Source organism: Anaerorhabdus furcosa (genome assembly GCF_900167375.1).
Lineage (GTDB): Bacteria > Bacillota_I > Bacilli_A > Erysipelotrichales > Erysipelotrichaceae > Anaerorhabdus > Anaerorhabdus furcosa.
The window spans coordinates 232,411-252,353 of sequence record NZ_FUWY01000003.1 but is presented as its reverse complement, the minus strand read 5'-3'; the positions used below and the strand labels follow the sequence as shown (position 1 = coordinate 252,353).

General features: G+C 31.2%; 17 protein-coding genes. All 17 read left to right on the top strand.

The genetic code is table 11. From position 1 onward, the window contains the following. The first annotated feature begins 42 nt into the window (after positions 1–42). The 17 genes from B5D14_RS06690 (at position 43) to B5D14_RS06610 (ending at position 19,933) form a co-directional block, all read left to right on the top strand. Positions 43–1,887 (top strand): beta-glucoside-specific PTS transporter subunit IIABC, encoded by a 1,845-nt coding sequence (locus B5D14_RS06690; RefSeq protein WP_078711823.1) that lies wholly within the window; start codon positions 43–45, stop codon positions 1,885–1,887. Beyond that, positions 1,887–3,287, top strand: a complete 1,401-nt coding sequence (locus B5D14_RS06685; protein WP_078711822.1) for a glycoside hydrolase family 1 protein — start codon at positions 1,887–1,889, stop codon at positions 3,285–3,287. The genes B5D14_RS06690 and B5D14_RS06685 overlap by 1 nt, the downstream gene beginning before the upstream one ends. Before the next feature lie 117 nt (positions 3,288–3,404). Next, entirely contained in the window at positions 3,405–5,294 is a 1,890-nt protein-coding gene (mnmG, locus tag B5D14_RS06680; RefSeq protein ID WP_078711821.1) for a tRNA uridine-5-carboxymethylaminomethyl(34) synthesis enzyme MnmG, read from the top strand. Continuing rightward, a complete protein-coding gene (locus B5D14_RS06675; RefSeq protein ID WP_078711820.1) occupies positions 5,284–5,916 on the top strand; it encodes a hypothetical protein in 633 nt (210 codons plus the stop codon). Before mnmG ends, B5D14_RS06675 begins: the two co-directional genes overlap by 11 nt. A gap of 73 nt (positions 5,917–5,989) precedes the next feature. Beyond that, the gene (locus B5D14_RS06670) at positions 5,990–6,604 is read left to right on the top strand and encodes a non-canonical purine NTP pyrophosphatase (protein ID WP_078711819.1); all 615 of its coding nucleotides are present in this window, start codon (positions 5,990–5,992) and stop codon (positions 6,602–6,604) included. Positions 6,605–6,670: 66 nt separating this feature from the next. Continuing rightward, positions 6,671–7,942, top strand: a complete 1,272-nt coding sequence (locus tag B5D14_RS06665) for an ATP-binding protein (RefSeq protein ID WP_078711818.1) — start codon at positions 6,671–6,673, stop codon at positions 7,940–7,942. 1 nt (position 7,943) lies between these two features. Then, on the top strand, positions 7,944–9,077 hold the full coding sequence (locus B5D14_RS06660) for a glycoside hydrolase family 10-like protein (protein WP_078711817.1): 1,134 nt from the start codon (positions 7,944–7,946) through the stop codon (positions 9,075–9,077). A gap of 114 nt (positions 9,078–9,191) precedes the next feature. Next, the gene (rsmG, locus tag B5D14_RS06655; RefSeq protein WP_078711816.1) at positions 9,192–9,890 is read left to right on the top strand and encodes a 16S rRNA (guanine(527)-N(7))-methyltransferase RsmG; all 699 of its coding nucleotides are present in this window, start codon (positions 9,192–9,194) and stop codon (positions 9,888–9,890) included. 11 nt (positions 9,891–9,901) lie between these two features. Beyond that, positions 9,902–10,666, top strand: coding sequence for a nucleoid occlusion protein (gene noc, locus B5D14_RS06650; RefSeq protein ID WP_078711815.1), 765 nt, complete (start codon positions 9,902–9,904; stop codon positions 10,664–10,666). A 15-nt stretch (positions 10,667–10,681) separates the two neighbouring features. Next, entirely contained in the window at positions 10,682–11,467 is a 786-nt protein-coding gene (locus B5D14_RS06645) for a ParA family protein (protein ID WP_078711814.1), read from the top strand. After that, positions 11,464–12,354, top strand: coding sequence for a ParB/RepB/Spo0J family partition protein (locus tag B5D14_RS06640; RefSeq protein WP_078711813.1), 891 nt, complete (start codon positions 11,464–11,466; stop codon positions 12,352–12,354). The genes B5D14_RS06645 and B5D14_RS06640 overlap by 4 nt, the downstream gene beginning before the upstream one ends. Before the next feature lie 37 nt (positions 12,355–12,391). Further along, entirely contained in the window at positions 12,392–13,213 is an 822-nt protein-coding gene (locus B5D14_RS06635) for a PHP domain-containing protein (RefSeq protein WP_078711812.1), read from the top strand. Positions 13,214–13,481: 268 nt separating this feature from the next. Next, entirely contained in the window at positions 13,482–14,486 is a 1,005-nt protein-coding gene (locus tag B5D14_RS06630; protein WP_078711811.1) for a hypothetical protein, read from the top strand. 94 nt (positions 14,487–14,580) lie between these two features. Continuing rightward, entirely contained in the window at positions 14,581–15,432 is an 852-nt protein-coding gene (locus B5D14_RS06625; RefSeq protein ID WP_078711810.1) for a DegV family protein, read from the top strand. A 119-nt stretch (positions 15,433–15,551) separates the two neighbouring features. Beyond that, positions 15,552–16,334, top strand: a complete 783-nt coding sequence (locus B5D14_RS06620; protein WP_078711809.1) for a Cof-type HAD-IIB family hydrolase — start codon at positions 15,552–15,554, stop codon at positions 16,332–16,334. Positions 16,335–16,486: 152 nt separating this feature from the next. Then, on the top strand, positions 16,487–17,800 hold the full coding sequence (locus tag B5D14_RS06615) for a hemolysin family protein (protein ID WP_078711808.1): 1,314 nt from the start codon (positions 16,487–16,489) through the stop codon (positions 17,798–17,800). A gap of 198 nt (positions 17,801–17,998) precedes the next feature. Next, a complete protein-coding gene (locus tag B5D14_RS06610; protein ID WP_078711807.1) occupies positions 17,999–19,933 on the top strand; it encodes a sensor domain-containing diguanylate cyclase in 1,935 nt (644 codons plus the stop codon). Positions 19,934–19,943 lie beyond the last annotated feature (10 nt).

The following is a 19,943-nucleotide window of genomic DNA, read 5'->3' as shown; positions in this document are numbered from 1 at the left end:
TTTTTTGATAACTTAAGCCTTTATTAATTATAAGGAGAAAATATGAAATACAAAGAGTTAATTAGTCAAATTCTTGAATCCGTAGGAGGAGAAAAGAATATTGAAACAGTTACACATTGCATGACAAGATTAAGATTCGTTTTGAAAGATGATTCAAAAGCAAGTATTGAGGCAGCTAAAAAAATAAATGGAGTTGTTGGTTGTGTGAGCAAAGGAGGACAATTTCAAATAGTTATTGGAACTCATGTTAGTGAGGTTTATGATGAATTAATAAAATCCACTAATATTAAACAATCAGATGATGGAGAACAAAAGAAAGAAAAGAAAAATATAGTATCCGCTTTGTTTGATACAATGGCAAGTGTTGTTATGCCAATGATTGGACCATTAGCTGGTGCTGGTATGATCAAAGCGATTTTATCCATATTAGTTCAATTTAATTTGGTAGATAGTGCATCACAAACGTATCAAATTTTCTATATGGTTGCGGATTGTGTGTTTTACTATATGCCATTCTTTCTTGCATTTTCAGCAGGAAAGAAATTTAAATGCAATCCATACTTATCACTCATTTTTGCTGCAATGTTAGTGCATCCTACTTATATAGGATTCAAAACAGCTGGAGAAGCAGTAAGTGTTATTGGATTACCAGTTACATTAGCAACATATACATCAAGCGTGGTACCAATAATATTAATTGTTTATTTCCAATCAATCATAGAAAAATTTGTTACAAAATTAACACCTAAAGCAATTAAAACTTTCTTTGTTCCAATGATAGTAATCTTAATTACTGTACCTGTTGGATTTGTAGCATTAGGCCCATTAGGTGCAATCATTGGAGAATATCTAGCAAAAGTATTTACATTCTTAGAAGCAAATGTAGGATGGTTTGTACCAATGCTTATTGGTGGATTATGTCCATTATTAGTTATGACAGGAATGCATTACGCTATAGGAAGTGCTCAATCAATTCAACGTGCAACGATGGGCTATGCAACAATCCTAGCACCTGGAATGGTTTGTAGTAATATGGCACAATCAGCAGCAACATTTGGTGTAGCATTAAAAACAAAAAATGCAGAATTAAAAAGCTTAGCATCAACTGTTGGTATTACAGCTTTATGTGGTATAACAGAACCAACATTATATGGTATCGGATTAAAACTAAAAAAACCTTTGTATTGTTCTATGATTGCTGGTGCAATTGGAGGACTGTATGCTGGGATTACTGGTGTAAAACAATGGGCTTATGGTACTTCAACAATTTTTGCACTCCCTGTTTATTTAGGAAGTGATAATTCGTTTATTAACATATGTATAGCAGTAGCTATTTCAATGATCTTAGCTTTTGTATTAAGTTACATTACCCATAAAGATGAGAGTAATACTTCTGAAAAAACAAAATCAGTTGATGCTAATTTGATAAATAAAAGAAAAGAATTATTTGCACCGATAAAAGGTGAATTAATACAATTATCTGATGTAACAGATGATGCTTTCAAATCTGAGGCAATGGGAAAAGGATGTGCAATTATTCCAAGTGAAGGAATTGTATATTCACCAATTGATGGAGTGATTGAAATGATATTTGAAACAAAACATGCAATTGGAATAAAAGATAAAGATGGCGTTGAAATATTGATTCATATTGGACTAGACACGGTAAAATTAAATGGAAAATATTTTGAAACACATGTCAGTGTAGGACAAGAAGTTAAAAAAGGTGAAAAGTTAATCTCATTTGATCTTAAAGAAATAAAGAATGAAGGATATGATATAACAACACCAATCATAGTTACCAATTCAAGTGATTTCTTGGATATTGTTGAAACTAACGAAAAAGAAGTATCAACAGATTCAACGATTTTGACGGTAATTTCATAATGGCATTTCCAAAAAACTTTTTATGGGGTGGAGCTTTAGCTGCGAATCAATGTGAAGGGGCATACAATAGTTATGGTAAAGGATTATCACAACAAGATGTAATGCCAAAAGGTGTAAGAGGTCCTGTAACTGAATTACCAACAAATGACAATTTAAAATTAGTTGGTACAGACTTTTATCATAGATACAAAGAAGATATTCATCTTCTTTCGGAAATGGGATTTAAAGTGTTTCGCTTCTCGATTGCATGGAGTAGAATTTTTCCAAATGGTGATGACTTAATTCCAAATGAAGAGGGTTTAATATTTTATGACAATGTTATCAACGAATGCCTAAAAAATAATATTGAGCCACTTATTACTTTATCTCACTACGAGATACCTCTTCATTTATGTAAAAAATTTGATGGTTTTAAATCAAGAGAAGTGATAGATTATTTTGTTCGATATGCAGAAACAGTAATTAGAAGATATCATGATCGAGTGAAGTATTGGTTAACTTTCAATGAAATAAATGTCACATTAATTTCTCCATTACTAGGAGCTGGGGTAATGACAGAAAAATCAAAGGTAACAGAACAAGATAAGTTTCAAACAGCTCATCATCAATTAGTTGCAAGTGCAAAAGTTACAGAAATTGCAAAAGGGATTAATAGTAATTTGATGATAGGATGCATGGCGGCATCAGCACCTCGCTATCCAATGACATGTCATCCAAAAGATATGATTACAATGATGGAATCTCAACAAGAACTTGATTATTTCATTCACGTACACTGTGAAGGTAAATATCCATATTTTGCTAAAAGAATGTGGGAACAAAATAACGTTAAATTAGATATAACAAGTGAAGATGAAAGAGTCTTACAAAATACAGTAGATTTTATTTCGTTTAGTTATTATAGTAGTAAAGTTGTTGCATACAATGAAAATGAATATACTATGGCTAATGGAAATATTATGAGAGGTTTAAAAAATCCATATGTAGATTATTCTGATTATAATTATCCAATTGATCCAGAGGGATTGAGATATATCTTAAATTATTTATATGATCATTTTCATAAGCCATTATTTGTAGCAGAAAATGGTATTGGAGCAAAAGAAGAATTGGTAGAAATAAACAATGAAATCATGATAGTAGATGACTATAGAATAGATTTTCATAAGAAACATATCCAAGCAATGGAAGATGCAATTAATGAAGGTGTAGATATTATTGGCTATACAACTTGGGCGCCTATTGATTGTGTTAGCGCAGCTTCAGCAGAATTATCAAAAAGATATGGATTTGTTTATGTAGATAGAAATGATGATGGAAGCGGGAGTTTAAATAGATATAAAAAGAAGAGTTTTGAGTGGTATAAAAAACTTATAGAATCAAATGGAATGGAAAAATAACAGAAAGAAGAAAGAGAAATATAACTCTTTCTTTTTTTACAAAGTGAATAAACTCACAAATAAAGTGATATAAAAGTATGGTATGATTGTATAGAAATTAAGAGAGGTTGTGAAGTCATGGATGCATCAAAAAATTATGAAATCATCGTAGTCGGTGCAGGTCATGCAGGTGTAGAGGCAGCACTTGTTTCTGCGCGTTGTAATAAGAAAACTGCATTAGTAACATTGAGTATAGAAAACATCGCTAAGATGCCATGTAATCCATCAATTGGAGGGCCTGCAAAAGGAATCGTTGTTCGTGAAATTGATGCACTTGGTGGGCAAATGGGTATTACTGCTGATAAAACAGCGCTTCAATTTAAAATGTTAAATACGACAAAAGGGCCAGGGGTTCAATCACTACGCGTCCAATCTGATAAAATAGAATATTCAAAAATGATGCAAGAGTTATGTTTACATCAAGAAAATTTAACTGTCATTGAAGGTCAGGTAAAATGTTGTAATTTTGAAAATGATACCGTAACGGGTATCACAATGATGACGGGTGAAATCATTAATTCAAAGATTGTCATTCTTACAACAGGTACATATATGTCTAGTTTGGTAATGGTATCTAAGAATGTAACAGAAAGTGGTCCTGATTCTGAACCAACAACTCATGATTTATCAGCGTCACTTCGCGCGGCAGGTTTGGAAACATTCAGATTAAAAACAGGAACACCACCACGAGTTAAAACCAATACGATTGATTTTACAAAAACAGAAATTCAACCAGGAACTGATCAATTTGTATCATTTAGTACGACTACAAAGGAAATACTCCCTTATGATCAACAAGTTGTGTGTTACTTAACCTATACAGCACCAAAGACACACGAAATTATTAAAGAAAATTTAAATAAATCCAGTATGTATTCAGGTGTGGTAAAAGGCGTGGGGCCAAGATATTGTCCATCAATTGAAGATAAGTTAGTTCGCTTCTCAGATAAAGAAAGACATCAATTATTCTTAGAACCAGAATCTCTTCATTTGGATACAACTTATGTGCAGGGTTTTTCTACATCACTACCCTATGATATCCAAGAAGAAATGGTCCATTCATTACCGGGACTTGAAAATGCAATAATTGATAAATATGCATATGCCATTGAATATGATGCAATAGATCCTTTACAATTGAAACCAACGCTTGAAACAATGAAAATAAAAAACTTATTTACTGCTGGTCAAATAAATGGAACCTCTGGTTATGAAGAGGCTGCAGGCCAAGGGTTAATGGCGGGTATTAACGCAGTCAATAAACTAAATAACAAAGAACCACTAGTATTAAGAAGAGACGAAGCATATATTGGCGTTATGATTGACGATTTAGTTACAAAAGGTACACTAGAGCCTTATCGTTTATTAACTTCACGAGCAGAGTTTAGATTATTACTTCGTCATGACAATGCAGATCAAAGATTGCTAGAGAAGGGATATAATCTCGGAATCATCAAGGAAGAGCGCTACCAAGAATTTTTAAGCAAAATGAGTAAAATCAATGAGGGTAAAGCAAAATTGAAAGAAATTCGATTTACACCAAAAGATTCTGTGAATACTTACTTAGAAAGTTTAGGTTATGAGAAATTAACCGAAGGAATTACGGGTTATGATTTATTGAAACGTCCTAATGTAGAATGTAGTAAACTATGCAAAGAATTAGGATATGAAATCGAAGCTGAAATTGCTAAAGAAATAGAAATTGAAGTTAAATATGAAGGATATATTAATAAGGCATTAAAGGAAGCAAATCGACTTAATCAAATGGAGAAAGTGATACTTCCAGAAGATATTAACTATTTAGAGATTGATAATTTATCATTAGAAGGAAAACAAAAATTAGAAAAAATTCGTCCAAGAACAATGGGGCAAGCTTCAAGAATATCAGGAGTAAATCCAGCAGATATTGCGGTGCTTGCGATTGCCCTTGAACAAAGACGTAGAAAGAAGGGATCGAATGAAGATTAATGATGTAATTAATAATGTAGAGGTTTATGGAATTGAAAGTGCTGTTCGTGGTAGCAAATATCCAATGGCAATTGACACGGATGCAGTTACAGGAGAAGTTACGCCAACAACTCATAAACTAGCATCTAGCAAAGTAGGAGAAGGACATGATAATTTCTTAAATGGAATTATTGTTCAATTTGACTTAACTTTTACGAATAAAGCATGGGTAGAGCTTGAACGTTATCACTTTATTGATTTTATTAGCAGTCAATCGACTATGCATAGAATTTGTCGATTCGATATGGATAAAGCATTTATAGAATATGTAGATCCTCGCATGGTTGAAATCATGAAGGAAAAAACAAAAGCATATAATGACTTGCAAGAAGAAATAAAAACTTTAAAGGAACAAGGAGTTGATATTACTGAATTAAATGAGAAGGCAAAACATCTCTATTTAGAAGTACTATATTCTAATCCGGCTGGTTTTAAAATTACTGCAAGAATGACAACAAATTATCGTCAATTAAAAACAATTTATCTGCAACGAAGAACACATCGATTACCTGAATGGCATGCATTTTGTGACTGGGTTGAAACATTACCTTATAGTGAATTTATACTACCTAAAAAAGATTAACAAACCAAACTGCCGAAGATTTTGGCAGTTTTATTATGTGAAAAATGGTAAACTAAATTTAGAGGGATCAAGTATGAAAGTATTATATGGAACACAAAACCAAGGGAAATTAAATGGGATGAGAGAATGGTTAAAAGATAGTGATTTGGATTTAGAAATCATTGGATTAAATGATTTAAACTTACCAATTCCTCAGGTAGATGAAAGTGGTTCAAATCCACTAGAAAATGCTATCATAAAAGCAAAAACTTATTATCAAGAATACAAGATGCCCGTTTTTTCTTGTGATTCAGGTTTGTTCTTTGAAGGACTTGAAGGTTCATTACAACCAGGTACTCATGTAAGAAGAGTCAACGGAAAAGAACTAAGTGATGAAGAAATGACTGAATATTATGGAAATTTAGCTTCCCAGTATGAAAATGGACTCATAGGGAAATACCAAAATGCAATTTGCTTCATCCTTAGTGATGACAAGATAGTTTCTAGTATGGATGAATCACTTAATGGGAAACGATTTAAGCTTACATCTAAACCTCATCCAAAGCGTGTTCAAGGTTTCCCAATTGACCCAATAAGTTTAGATTTGGAAACAAATCAATACGTTTATGATTTGTCTAAAAAAGAAGAAGATGAAAGTAAAATCCCAAAGGGCTTTATTGATTTCTTCAAAAGTATACTAGAAGAATAAATAAAATTGTCTTGTGTATAAGACAATAATGATATAAAATTGTCTTGTGAACAGGACGGTGGTAGTGTGGATAAAAATATACTAAAGTCAATAATCATAGATTCAAGAGAATTTATTGAGAGCATTCAAATTAATGAACGTCCAATAAAATTTGAACCTAATTTGAACTATGTTTTAGTGGGGATAAGAAGAAGCGGAAAGTCCACGATTTTATTTCAGCGAATAAAAGAGTTGGTTCAAAGTGGAATAAATAAGAAGCGTATACTTTATATTAATTTTGAAGATGAGCGCTTACTTGAAATGAAAACAGAAAACTTAAATCAGATTCTAGAAGCATATTATGAAATGAATGAGGAGAAGCCAATTTTATTCTTTGATGAAATTCAATTAATTGATGGTTGGGAAAAGTTTGTAAGACGCTTAGCTGATACAAAATACACAATTTATATAACGGGTAGTAACGCCAAAATGCTGAGTGCTGAAATCGCAACAACACTAGGAGGAAGATTTATAATCATCAATGTATATCCGTATTCATTTACTGAATTTTTGAAAGCAAATCAAGTGGTTATAACAGAGGAATCGTTTTACTCAATAAAGCAATACGCATATATTGTTAAAAGTTTTGACGAGTATTTGCAATTTGGAGGTTTTCCAGAATTAATAAATATAATGGCAAAAAGAGACTATCTAAGTAGTGTTTATCAAAAAATATACTTAGGAGATATCATCTCAAGGTATAATTTGAATAATGAATATGCGTTGAAAATCATATTGAAAAAAATTGCTGAAAGTGTAGGCGATTCAATTTCTTTTAGTCGAATTTTCAATATTGTGAAGTCGACTGGAACAGAAATAGGTAAAAGCACGGTAATCAATTACGTTCAATATATACAAGAAGCATGGCTATTATTTAATATTAAGAACTATGTACTAACATTGGGTGAAAAAGAAAGTAATCCAAAATATTATTTTGTAGACAATGGAATCTTGAATTTATTTTTAGCTAATTCAAAATCACAGTTACTTGAAAATTTAATTGCTATTGATTTAATCGAAAAATATGGAAAAGATAATCAAGTATACTTCTATAAAAAAGAAATTGAAGTAGACTTTTATATTCCTAGTGAAAATATAGCAATTCAAGTATGCTATTCACTAGAGAAAGCAGAAACAAGCAATAGAGAAATAAAAGGATTAATCAATTTTGCAAAAATTAAAGAATGTGAGAAATACATCATTATTACTGAAAATGAAGAAAAAGAAATTGAAATAGAAGGCATAAAAATCAGTATTATATCTGCGCCAAAATGGTTATTAAGAGATAGGAAAAACTGAAATGATTAAGAAATTATTCATCATATTGATTTCAATTGGATTACTTGTTGGTTGTACAAGTAAAAAAGAAACAATAAACATTGATTTACCAGAGAAGGTAAAAGCAATGTGGTTTTCCTATGTGGATTTTAACGCAGAGTTTAAAAACATAGCAGATGGTGATGTAGAATCAAAAGTAGAAGAAATTATAAATAATTGTGATGAACTAGGTATTAATACAATATTTGTACATGCTGTTGCATTCACAGATGCAATGTATGAATCGAAAATATATCCAAGATCATCGCATTCAGATAGCATTGATTATCTAAAGATATTTGTTGAAAAAGCTCATGAAAAGGGAATGCATATTGAGGCGTGGATTAATCCAATGCGCTCCTACACTAGCGAACAAATGAAGGATATAAGTGATGAGTATCTTATAAAACAATGGGTAAATGAAAACAATTCTGCAATCCGTTTATTTGAAAACCGTTATTATTTAAATCCTTCAATGCAAGAAGCACAAAAACTGATTCTAGATGTAGTTGATGAGTTATGTACTAATTATGATATTGATGGGATACATATGGATGATTACTTCTACCCTGCAAAAGTTATAGAAGATTTTGATTATGAGCAATTTATTCAAAGTGGAGAAATAGATAGTTCAACCTTTAGAAAAAATAGCGTAAATCAACTTGTTACTAAAATTCATGAATTAGTAAATAGTAAGAATAAAATATTTGGTATTAGTCCATCAGGCAATATAGAATACTCGAGAGATGTTATTTTTGGTGATGTTGATGCTTGGGTACAGGAAGGTTCTATTGATTATCTAGTGCCACAAATTTATTGGGGCTATACAAATAAAACAAAACCATATTTAGAAACACTAGAAGCATGGCAAGAACTAGCAGGAAAAAACAATGTCGATTTAATTGTTGGTTTAGCTGGCTATAAAATTGGTGTAGCAAGTAATGATAGCGATCAAGAAGAATGGAATAGTGATGAATCTATTTTAAAGAAGCAAGCAGTAGACGCTATTGATAGAAATACGAGAGGAATTGCGATTTTTTCTTATCATTCTTTATTTACTCAATGTAATGAACTTACAGAAATCAACAAGGAAAACTTGAAAATAAGCACAAAATAAAGGGATATTCCCTTTATTTTAATGAGATTAACACAAATTAAGGTTGGAAATATTTGGGAAATAATGATAGAGGTTAGGAATAATTTTTGGTATAATAATGTAGCGGAGGGAAGTATGAAATTAGAAGAATTTAAAGAAGCTTGTTCAAAACAAGGTTTAGAACTTACTGAAGTACAAATAAAACAATTTTGTCAGTATGCTGAATTATTAAAAGAGTGGAATGAAAAAATGAATCTAACAGCAATTGTTGAATTTGAAGAAGTTCTAGATAAACACTTCTATGATTCGCTATTACCCTCATTTACTACTAAAATAGAAGGACATTTATGTGATGTTGGGTCAGGTGCTGGATTTCCATCAATTCCGTTGAAAATCGCATATCCTGAATTAGAAATCACAATTCTAGAACCCTTAAAGAAAAGAGTTACATTTTTAGAAGCTGTAAAAAAAGAATTAGAATTAAACAATGTGAATTGTATTGATGTTAGAGCAGAAGACTATGCAGTAAAAAATAGAGAGTGTTTTGATGTTGTAACAGCAAGAGCTGTTGCAAACTTAAATATGTTGGCAGAGTTATGTATTCCACTTGTTAAGAAAGAAGGAATATTCTTAGCTATGAAAGGTGCCAATGGAATGGAAGAATATAATGGAGCACTTCGTGCTACGACTAAACTTGGATGTGAGCTTTTCAAAGAAGAAACAAGAACATTGAATGATGGTTCAAGTAGAATTAACTTGTTTTATCGAAAAGTAAAATCAACACCAATTGAGTACCCAAGAATGTTTGCGAAGATTAAGAAAAATCCGCTTTAAAAAGGAGTAACATGAAAGAAATATTAAATATAGAAGTAAATAGAATTAGACCAAATCGCTATCAACCAAGATTAGAATTTGATCAAGTTGCTTTGGAGGAATTAGCACAATCTATAAAAGAGAATGGATTAATTCAACCGATTACAGTTCGTGAGTACAATGATACTTATGAAATCATAGCAGGTGAAAGAAGATTTAGAGCTTGTCAATTAGCAGGTTTTGATAGAGTGCCATGTTATATCATGACACCTACTGAAGAGCAAGCAGCTCAAATGGCCTTAGTAGAAAATGTCCAACGTGAAAATTTAACTGCAATTGAAGAAGCTAGAGCATATGTTCAAATCATGAGACAGGCTTCATTAACACAAGAAGAAGTAGCGAGGAAAATTGGAAAAACACAATCAACAGTAGCAAATAAAATAAGACTATTAAATTTACCTGAAGAAATTCGTGATGGGATAATACAAAGGCAAATTACCGAAAGACATGCAAGAGCTTTACTTAGTCTAAGTGGTGATAAACAAATTGAAGCGTATCACAATATTGTTGATCGACAATACAATGTAAGACAAGCTGAAGGGTATATCGAAGAATTAAAAGAAGATAAACCAAAAAAGAAGAAACAGTCAACAAAAGGGTTTACTAGAAATACTCAAATTGGAATTAATAGTGTAAATCAATGTATACAAATGATTAAGAAAACTGGAATTGATGTGACATCAGAAATTGATGAGACATTAACAGATGTAAGAGTTATCATAAAATTTCCTAAATAGTGAGGATGGTGTCATATGGGGAAAATAATTGCAATCGCTAATCAAAAAGGTGGCGTTGGTAAAACAACAACGAGTATTAATCTATCTGCAGGGCTAGCATATCTAGGGAAAAAGGTCTTAATGGTAGACTTTGATCCTCAAGGAAATGCATCACAAGGGATAGGTGCAAATAAGAAGAAACATGATTCAACTGTTTATGAAGTTTTGCTGGGTGATATTAAAGCAAAAGATGCGGTTGTTAAACTAAAAATTCCTCCATGTGCTGTTATTCCTGCAAATATTAATTTAGCTGGAGCGGATTTAGAAATGGCTGAATTTAAAGTTGGAAGAGAAAAATTATTGAGAAATAAATTAATTGAAATTAAAGATGATTATGATTTTATCATTATTGATTGTCCACCATCTTTAGGACTATTAAATACAAATGCTTTAACAGCTGCGGATTCGGTTATCATTCCTGTTCAATGTGAATACTATGCTTTAGAAGGATTGACTCAACTATTAAGCACAATCCGTTTAGTACAACGTTTATTCAATCCTGCATTAACAATTGAAGGCGTATTGCTTACAATGTTTGATGCACGTACAAAGTTATCTGTAGAAGTTCAACAAGAAGTAAGAAAATACTTTAAAGAAAGAGTATATAAGAGTTATATACCTAGAAATATTAAGTTATCAGAAGCACCTAGCCGTGAGCAAACAATTTTTGAATATGAAGTAAGATCTGAGGGTGCAAAAGCTTATGCATCACTTGCAAAAGAAGTGATAAACAGTTCTCAAAAGGAGGCGGCTAAAGCATGAGTACAGAAAAGAAAAAAGGATTAGGTAGAGGATTAGAGGCAATATTTGGCGAAGACATGATGGAAGCCATTGAAGATATCCAACAAGGTAAAGTGGATGCTGGTGGAAAAACAAATGAAATCGCAATAAGTGAAATTAGACCCAATCCATATCAACCAAGAAAAATATTTGATGAAGCAGCTCTAAATGATCTTGCAGATTCAATTCGTGAACATGGTGTATTTACACCAATTCTTATTCGCAAGAGTATGCAAGGATATGAAATCATTGCGGGTGAAAGACGTTGGCGTGCAAGTAAAATTGCGAAGAAAGATAGAATACCTGCAATCATCATGGACTTTACAGATGCACAAATGATGGAAATATCTATTCTAGAAAATGTGCAACGGGAAGACTTAAATCCGTTAGAAGAAGCAAGTGCATATCAACATTTAGCTGAAAGATTAAATTATACACAAGAAGTGTTAGCGCAACGAGTTGGTAAATCACGTGTCTATGTAACAAACATTATGCGTTTGTTAAAGTTACCTCAACCAATTCAAAAAATGGTAACGGATAAGAAATTATCAATTGGACATGTACGTCCACTTGTAACAATCGAAGACGAAGATGTTGCGATTGAAATTGCAGAAAAAGTATACAAAGAAGGATTATCAGTAAGAGCAGTAGAAGCGATTGCTAAAGATGTTTCTGAAGGTAATATTAAGAAAAAGACTAAAGTAAAACCATTAAAAGAAAAAGATCCAAATTTAGTATATGTGGAAAATTTAATGGAACTTAAACTACAAACTTATGTTACTTTAGATAAGAATGAAATTAGAATTAAATATACAAGCAATGATGATTTAAATCGAATTTTAGAATTATTAGGATGCATCGAAGAGTAAGGTAACTTACTCTTTTATAAAATACGGAGGTAAAATAATGAAGGTAGATTTACATATTCATTCATTTTATTCAGATGGGACACTATCACCAAGAGAAATTGTGGATGAAGCGATTAAGAATCAGGTAGGTTATATGTCTTTGACAGATCATAATCAAAGCACAGGATGTAAAGAAATGATGGAACTAGCACAAGAAGCTGGAATAACATGCATACCAGGTGCAGAAGTAGATACACTAGAACAAGGAGTAAATTATCATGTACTTGCATATGGATATGATTTAGATGATATAAAATTCAAAAAATATTTAAATGATGTTAAAAGAAAACTCGATGAAGTTAGTGAAAAGTTGATAATTAAAATGGAAAAAGATTATTCAGAAGTATCACTAAAAGAGTTTAATAAGTATACTTATGATCCAAAACTAGGCGGCTGGAAAGCACTACATTATTTTGTAGATAAAGGTTTAGCTTCAGACATAAGTGAGAGTTTTGGCTATTATTTTAAGTACAATCATACGTATGAAAGTGTTGATTTTCCACCAATAAATGAAGTATGCACAGAAATACATCATGCAGGAGGAAAAGCGATTTTAGCACATCCAGGGAAAGTGATAAAAACAGATGATTTAGCCATGTTTGAAAAACAACTAAGACAAATAATAGATAGTAATGATTTGGATGGGATTGAATGCTACTATCCATCACATTCTGAAGAAATAACACAGATTTGTTTAAGTATTTGTAATGAAAAAGACTTAATGATTACATGTGGTAATGATTGTCATGGAAGTTTTGAGAAAACAACCATAGGACAACTTGATATAACAATGGATAAGTTAAAAGGAATAGATAAATAAAAAGTTCGTATTGAACTTTTTATTTGTAAATAAGTAATAATTACGGTAGAAATTTATCAATAAGACCAAGTGTAATTATAGATGAGTTGCTAAAAAAGAAATAATTGAAAATTCGAAAATTAAAGTTTGCTAGTGATTGTTCAAGGTGAAAAACATAGAAGAAGGTATTAAGTATTTAGTGCATAATTTTAGCATAGAAATATTTTATTTCTATGGTATTATATAGTTAAGAACTACAATAGTAGACTTATTTACCTAAGGAGATTATATGATTAAATTACTAGCTTTTCTTTTAGCATTTTTAATGTTGAGTGGATGCTCATCGCCCAAACAACTCACTACAACACCAATAAGTGAACCAACGGTGTCACCAACACCAATGCCAGTAGTAACCAAAACAGAATATAAAATGATAGATTTGTTACCTCAGCAATTGCTTGATGAAGTAAATAAATTAATTGTGGATTATAATGCGCGTGATGCGAAAGATAAATACATTGATCTCCAAGAGATAGACCCAATAACTAAAGACTCAAAAATTCAAATATTATCGCCAACAGAAGTCACTAATGGCAATCAAGGTGAATATAATATTTACTTGAATGAGAAATATGCTTTAAATGTCTTGTTAGATTCCGATGAGTTAAATGTTGAGTATAAAGTGTATGGCATTGTATTAAACTTCTATGAAACAGATAAAAAATTGTATAAAGAAGAACGTAGGATAATCGAAAGCTTAAAGGATTATTTAAAAGACTATACTAATTTATTTATGGGTAGGGTTTTTAATGATGTTGGTAATGAAGGGGATGGTAATGGTGAAATGGTACCAAAAATTCATGGTATAAAAGATAGTGTAAGAATTAACTCGACACAAGATATTATAGACTTTTATAGGGCTGGTATCGTGAGTGAAAAAGTTGATGAAATACTGAAGTCGGCATATACAAAAAACTCATCGACATATCTTATTGATAAGGATGGAATACCTTATCGCTTTATTTGTCAATGTGGCGGTGAGAATTATTCAACAATTAGTCCGTTTCTAGATGAAATCATTTCAGTTAAAAAAGAAGGCAATAATTTAAGAGTCGAGGTAATGGGTCAAAAAAGTTATACAGAAAGTGAAAAAAATTATTTTAATAAAGTCGTAGAAGTCATCGATTTAAAAAAAGAAAGTGGTAAGTGGAAAATAGTAAATGCCTATGATAAGGATGAATTTAATATTAAATCAATTCGTGTAACAGTACCAATTCCATACTATACAGACTAAAAATTAATCTAAATTAAAGAGAAAGCATGGTATAATGAAGACCATAAGAACGTGTTTTCACGGTTTTATTTAGAAAAATAGGATGGGCAAGTAAATGAATAAATATGTGATAGTTGCGGAAACCGGTGCCGATATTCCAAATGAAATTGTAAATAGATATCAAATTAAAATAGTTCCGATGCATGTGTCATTTGGTACAGAAACGAAGGATGACATGACTTTTCCAATTACAGATATTTTTGACTATTATCAAAAAACAGGAACACTTCCAAAAACAAGTGGATCAACTCCTGCAGATTTTGAAACAGTTTTTAATGAAATTCATGCAGAAAATCCAGATGCTCATATTTTGCATTTAGCTTATTCAGCAATCACAACCTGTTCATATCAAAGTGCTATTATAGCTGCGGAAGAATTAGATTATGTTACAAGCATTGATACAAAATGTGTTTCAGCTGGACAAGCATTTCTTGTGCTTACTGTAGCGGAATGGTTAGAAAAAAATCCAGAAGCACCACTTGAAGAAGTGAAGGAAACAGTTATAGATTTAATCAATAAAATACATATGGGATTTATACCAGGTGATTTAGTCTATTTAAAAGCAGGCGGTCGAGTAAGCAACGCGGCATACTTAGGAGCTAAGATTTTAAATCTTTCACCAGTAATTGAAATAGTTGATGGAAAACTAATGTCAGCAAAAAAATATCGTGGATCAATTATGACATCGGGTATGAAATTAATAAAAGAATTTTCGGAAACGCATCATTTAAAGAAAGACCGTGCAGTATTTGTATATTCTGGTGAGTTAAATCCTTTACTAAAAGAGAAGGCAGAAAAAACTGCGAAAGAATGTGGATATGAATCATGTATGTGGATTCAAGCAGGTTGTGTTGTTTCTACACACAGTGGGCCAGGGGCATTTGGTATTATTGGATTTAGTGAATAAATAAGAAAAATTCTATATTTTTATAGAATTTTTTCTTTTATTTAACAGAAGTAATCCTTTATTTTGATGTAGACATTTGAGATAATAAACCAGTACATTTGGATAGATTTGAGGTAAAAATGGAAAAGAAATATATATTTTTTGATATAGATGGAACATTAATATCACATACAATAAGAGATTATATTAGTGAATCAACGATTCTAGCACTAAAAAAATTAAAAGAGAACGGACATTTCATATCACTGGCAACAGGGAGAGCAGTATACTTAACCAAAGAAATTGCTAAAAAGACAGGAGTCAAAAGTTTAGTTTGTGAAGGTGGTCATGGTATCATTGTCGACGGCGAATTAAAATCATATGAACCAATTGATATGAATATTGCGATTAATATACTTAAACGTTGTGATGAACTTGGTCTTGCTTGGGCAGTATCAATAAGTGATAATGAGGAATTAGTTACAAAAAATGAAAGAATGAATCAAATCATTTCAAACGCTAAATTTATGAGGAAGATTTTAGTTAAACCTGACTATGATTATTCAAATGAAACTTGTATAAGAAGAATCATTATTGAAAATAACGAAGAATTGTATAATCAAATAGAAGAGATTAAGAAAATTGGATTTATGCATTATGCGGGTAGTTTGTTTGCGTTTATTGAACCAGATGATAAATACAGAGGAATTAAAAAACTTGTAGAAATGCAGGGTGGACATGAAGATGATATCATTGTCTTTGGTGATGGGATAAATGATTTAAAGATGTTTGAAAATGCAAAAACAAGTGTAGCAATGGGGAATGCAATTGATGCATTAAAAGAAATAGCAACACATATAACAGAGGATTCTGATAGTGATGGTATTTATAATGCATGTGTACGTTTAGGTTTAATTGATTGACATTATCCTGAATTTATACTATAAATATATCAATTAGGAGAGAACTAATAAATGGACGAAGATAGTTGGCAGAAATGTCACAATCAATATTTAAATTAAACACACACTATCAATGATAGATTTTTGTGTGTTTTTCATTTTGTGGAGGAAATATGAGTAGTCAGTTAATTTTTCAATTATTATTACAAGCATTCTTGATATTATTAAATGCAGTGTTTGCATGTGCTGAAATTGCAGTTATATCAATGAATGATGCCAAACTAGAACAACTAGTTAATGAAAAAAATAAAAAGGCAATCCGTTTAAAAAAACTTACAGATCAACCTGCAAAGTTTTTAGCAACCATTCAAGTAGCAATTACATTATCTGGATTTTTAGGTAGTGCATTTGCTGCGGATAACTTCTCAGAAATGTTGGTGGATTGGTTACTAAGCGTAGGGGTGAATTTACCAGTAGCTACGTTGGATACGATTTCAGTCATTGTGATTACATTGATTCTTTCTTACTTTACATTGGTATTTGGAGAGTTGGTTCCAAAGCGTTTGGCAATGAAAAAAGCAGAAGAGTTAGCTTTAAGTATGTCAGCGTTAATCACTTCAATATCAAATTTATTCAAACCAATTGTATGGGCATTAACAGCTTCCACAAATGGAATTTTGAGATTGCTTGGTATTGATCCTAATCAAGAAGATGAAGAAGTGAGTGAAGAAGAAATAAGAATGATGGTTGATATTGGAAATAAAAAAGGTGTTATTGAAGAAGAAGAAAAAGAAATGATTCAAAATGTATTCGAATTCAATGATACTGAATTATCAGAAATCGCAACACATCGTTTGGATGTTAGAGCATTGGATATCTCAGGTAGTTTAGAAGACTGGGAAGAAGAAATGAAGACAAGTCGTTATTCAACTTACCCAGTGTGTGATGGAACAGTTGATCACATCGTAGGTGTTTTAAACATTAAAGAATATTTTAGACTTAAAAATAAAACGAAAGAGTTGGTTGTGAATACATTGATTCATCCAGCACAATATGCTTTAGAGACAATGACTGCAGATGTTCTGTTCAAAAAAATGCGATTAACAAAAAATCATTTCTCGGTTGTATTAGATGAATATGGTGGTATGTTTGGTATTATTACGATGAATGATTTACTAGAAGAATTAGTGGGTGATTTAGAAAATGATATCTATCAAAAAAATGAGGAAGAAATAACGAAGATATCAAATAATGCCTGGGAAATTATAGGTAATGCAAGTCTAGAAGATGTTGCTGAAGAATTAGAGATAAGTTTGCCAACAGATACATATGATACGTTTGGAGGGTTTGTTTTTGGAACATTTGAAGAACTACCAAAAGTTGGAGCAAAGTTCAGTTTGAATGAATATCACTTAGAAATAGAGATCGTTGAAATAAAACATTACCGTATAGAAAAAGCTATCGTAACAAAAACAGAACAAAACTAAACAAAATACATCATAGGTTGCTTTGCCAAACTAGTCATTTTAAGCACAATATGATAGAATAATTACACAAGGTATAAATGAAAAAGAATGATTATATAAAATTAATAAATAGTGTTTACACTATTTATTTCTAGTTGATCTAAGTGTTGGGTCTTAAATTCAAATAAAAATTATATAATATCAAATGAGGAAAAATGTATGAAATTAAGAAGAATGTTGATTATAGTTTTTCTAACACTGACCCTCACACCAATTGTGATAGTTTCAGTTTTGTTGTATCAAAGTGGATACAAGTTGGCAAAAGAATCCTATGTTCGTAATTTAAGAGAAAGTATATCTGTTCAAGCAGATTATATTGAACAAACTATTATCAATGATATGATTCTAGATAATCGATTTGCTAAACAAAATAAGTTGTCACTTTTAGAAATTGATAATGATGAAAGTTTTGTTGGACAAAGTGATTTATTTAAATCTTATCAATCTTATTTGGAAACGACTGGAGATCGAATTGCGATTTCATTGTTATTGGATAAAGAGAACAATCCAATTTATACTATTGGAGAAGCAAAAGAAACAGAAATAGTTAAAACAAATTTACCAAAACTTGAAACATTGAAGAAACAGTCAATTGCAGAGTTCGAGTTAACAGATGAAGTGTATAGTTTAGGAATCATTACGCCGATGTTTGATAATGAGGATAATTATATTGGTAGTTTGATTTCAATCTATGACCATGCGTATCTATTTAAAATTATTAGTAGTTATTATAAGATTGCAAATACATCAAGTTATATATGTAGAGATAATGGCGATGCAGTTAGTTTCAAAGAATTTGCTAATCAAGATCAAGAGTATGTTGCGAAGAATACTTTGTCCCAAGTCGATCTTGCAAGTAATGGAGAAATTGACGAAAAAGTAAAATCATCATATATCACAGGGTACTATAGAAATGTGACAAATACTCCTTGGTATTTAGTTGGATTTGTAGATTATTCCTTTATTCGAGCATTTGCGAATCAATATATTTTTGCATATGGATTCATAATTATAGGTGTAGTTATTGTGGATATACTTCTTGCAATTTATTTTAGTCATCGTGTAGTAAGTCCAATTAATAATTTAATTTATGTTATTGAAGGATATCCAAAAACAATAACGGATGATGATGTTAAACTATTAGAGAAAAGTGGTTATGCAGAAACACGTTATCTAAGCACAAAGTTTTTAGAGTTAATGAAACGTATTTTATTGGTACAACATAACTATGAAGGAGTTTCACAATTATATCAATCTGCAAACATGAGTGATACAAATATTGATATCGATACAAGGCAACAAACCATATCAAGTAATAAAGATATTTTCCAAAAGATTATGTCTGAATTAGTGGTGCCAGAGGGTGCATGTATTGTTGAACGATTTATCCATTGTTTTAGTGCGAAAGATCAAGCACATTTAATGAACGTTTTTGTAAATATGCGAGATAACCATTTATCAACACCTTGTGAGGCTGAAGTATATATGCCACATCTTGGTGAAAAGTGGTTCCATGCTTTAATAGTTCCAACTTATGAAAATGATAGCTTGTCTCATCTATTTATTCAGTTGCGAGATATCAGTGGATTTAAAAAACAAGAATTAGAATCTAATGAGGAAGCTAGAAAAGATCCTTTAACTGGATTATATAATCGTTTAGGATTTACACGTCGTGTTGAACAAATCATATCAAAAGAAGGAGCAACTGGTAATCATGCTATCTTGTTCTTGGATATGGATTACTTCAAAATGGTTAATGATAATTTGGGTCATAATGTAGGGGATGAATTATTGCGTTCTGTTGCAAAAGTATTGAAAGATACAATAGGCGATACAGGGGTTGCGTCTCGTCATGGTGGCGATGAATTTGCAGTCTTTATACCGAATACTACAAAAGAAGATATAACAAAATTAGTTGATAAATTGCATAAACAATTGGTATTCCCTTTCAAGTTTGATGATGAATCATTTGCGATTACTGCAAGTATTGGAATATCTTATTGGAATCAAGATGCTACTAGTCTTGAAGAATTACTAGTTAAAGCAGATAAAGAAATGTACCAAGCTAAAAAACGAGTTAAACAAGGAAATTAATAGTAGAGTT

Coding starts and splice junctions, on each gene's coding strand:
- B5D14_RS06640 (WP_078711813.1), top strand. CDS start 11,464: ATGAGTACAGAAAAGAAAAAAGGATTAGGTAGAGGATTAGAGGCAATA.
- B5D14_RS06690 (WP_078711823.1), top strand. CDS start 43: ATGAAATACAAAGAGTTAATTAGTCAAATTCTTGAATCCGTAGGAGGA.
- noc (WP_078711815.1), top strand. CDS start 9,902: ATGAAAGAAATATTAAATATAGAAGTAAATAGAATTAGACCAAATCGC.
- B5D14_RS06625 (WP_078711810.1), top strand. CDS start 14,581: ATGAATAAATATGTGATAGTTGCGGAAACCGGTGCCGATATTCCAAAT.
- B5D14_RS06630 (WP_078711811.1), top strand. CDS start 13,482: ATGATTAAATTACTAGCTTTTCTTTTAGCATTTTTAATGTTGAGTGGA.
- B5D14_RS06615 (WP_078711808.1), top strand. CDS start 16,487: ATGAGTAGTCAGTTAATTTTTCAATTATTATTACAAGCATTCTTGATA.
- B5D14_RS06635 (WP_078711812.1), top strand. CDS start 12,392: ATGAAGGTAGATTTACATATTCATTCATTTTATTCAGATGGGACACTA.
- B5D14_RS06620 (WP_078711809.1), top strand. CDS start 15,552: ATGGAAAAGAAATATATATTTTTTGATATAGATGGAACATTAATATCA.
- B5D14_RS06685 (WP_078711822.1), top strand. CDS start 1,887: ATGGCATTTCCAAAAAACTTTTTATGGGGTGGAGCTTTAGCTGCGAAT.
- mnmG (WP_078711821.1), top strand. CDS start 3,405: ATGGATGCATCAAAAAATTATGAAATCATCGTAGTCGGTGCAGGTCAT.
- B5D14_RS06660 (WP_078711817.1), top strand. CDS start 7,944: ATGATTAAGAAATTATTCATCATATTGATTTCAATTGGATTACTTGTT.
- B5D14_RS06670 (WP_078711819.1), top strand. CDS start 5,990: ATGAAAGTATTATATGGAACACAAAACCAAGGGAAATTAAATGGGATG.
- rsmG (WP_078711816.1), top strand. CDS start 9,192: ATGAAATTAGAAGAATTTAAAGAAGCTTGTTCAAAACAAGGTTTAGAA.
- B5D14_RS06645 (WP_078711814.1), top strand. CDS start 10,682: ATGGGGAAAATAATTGCAATCGCTAATCAAAAAGGTGGCGTTGGTAAA.
- B5D14_RS06675 (WP_078711820.1), top strand. CDS start 5,284: ATGAAGATTAATGATGTAATTAATAATGTAGAGGTTTATGGAATTGAA.
- B5D14_RS06610 (WP_078711807.1), top strand. CDS start 17,999: ATGAAATTAAGAAGAATGTTGATTATAGTTTTTCTAACACTGACCCTC.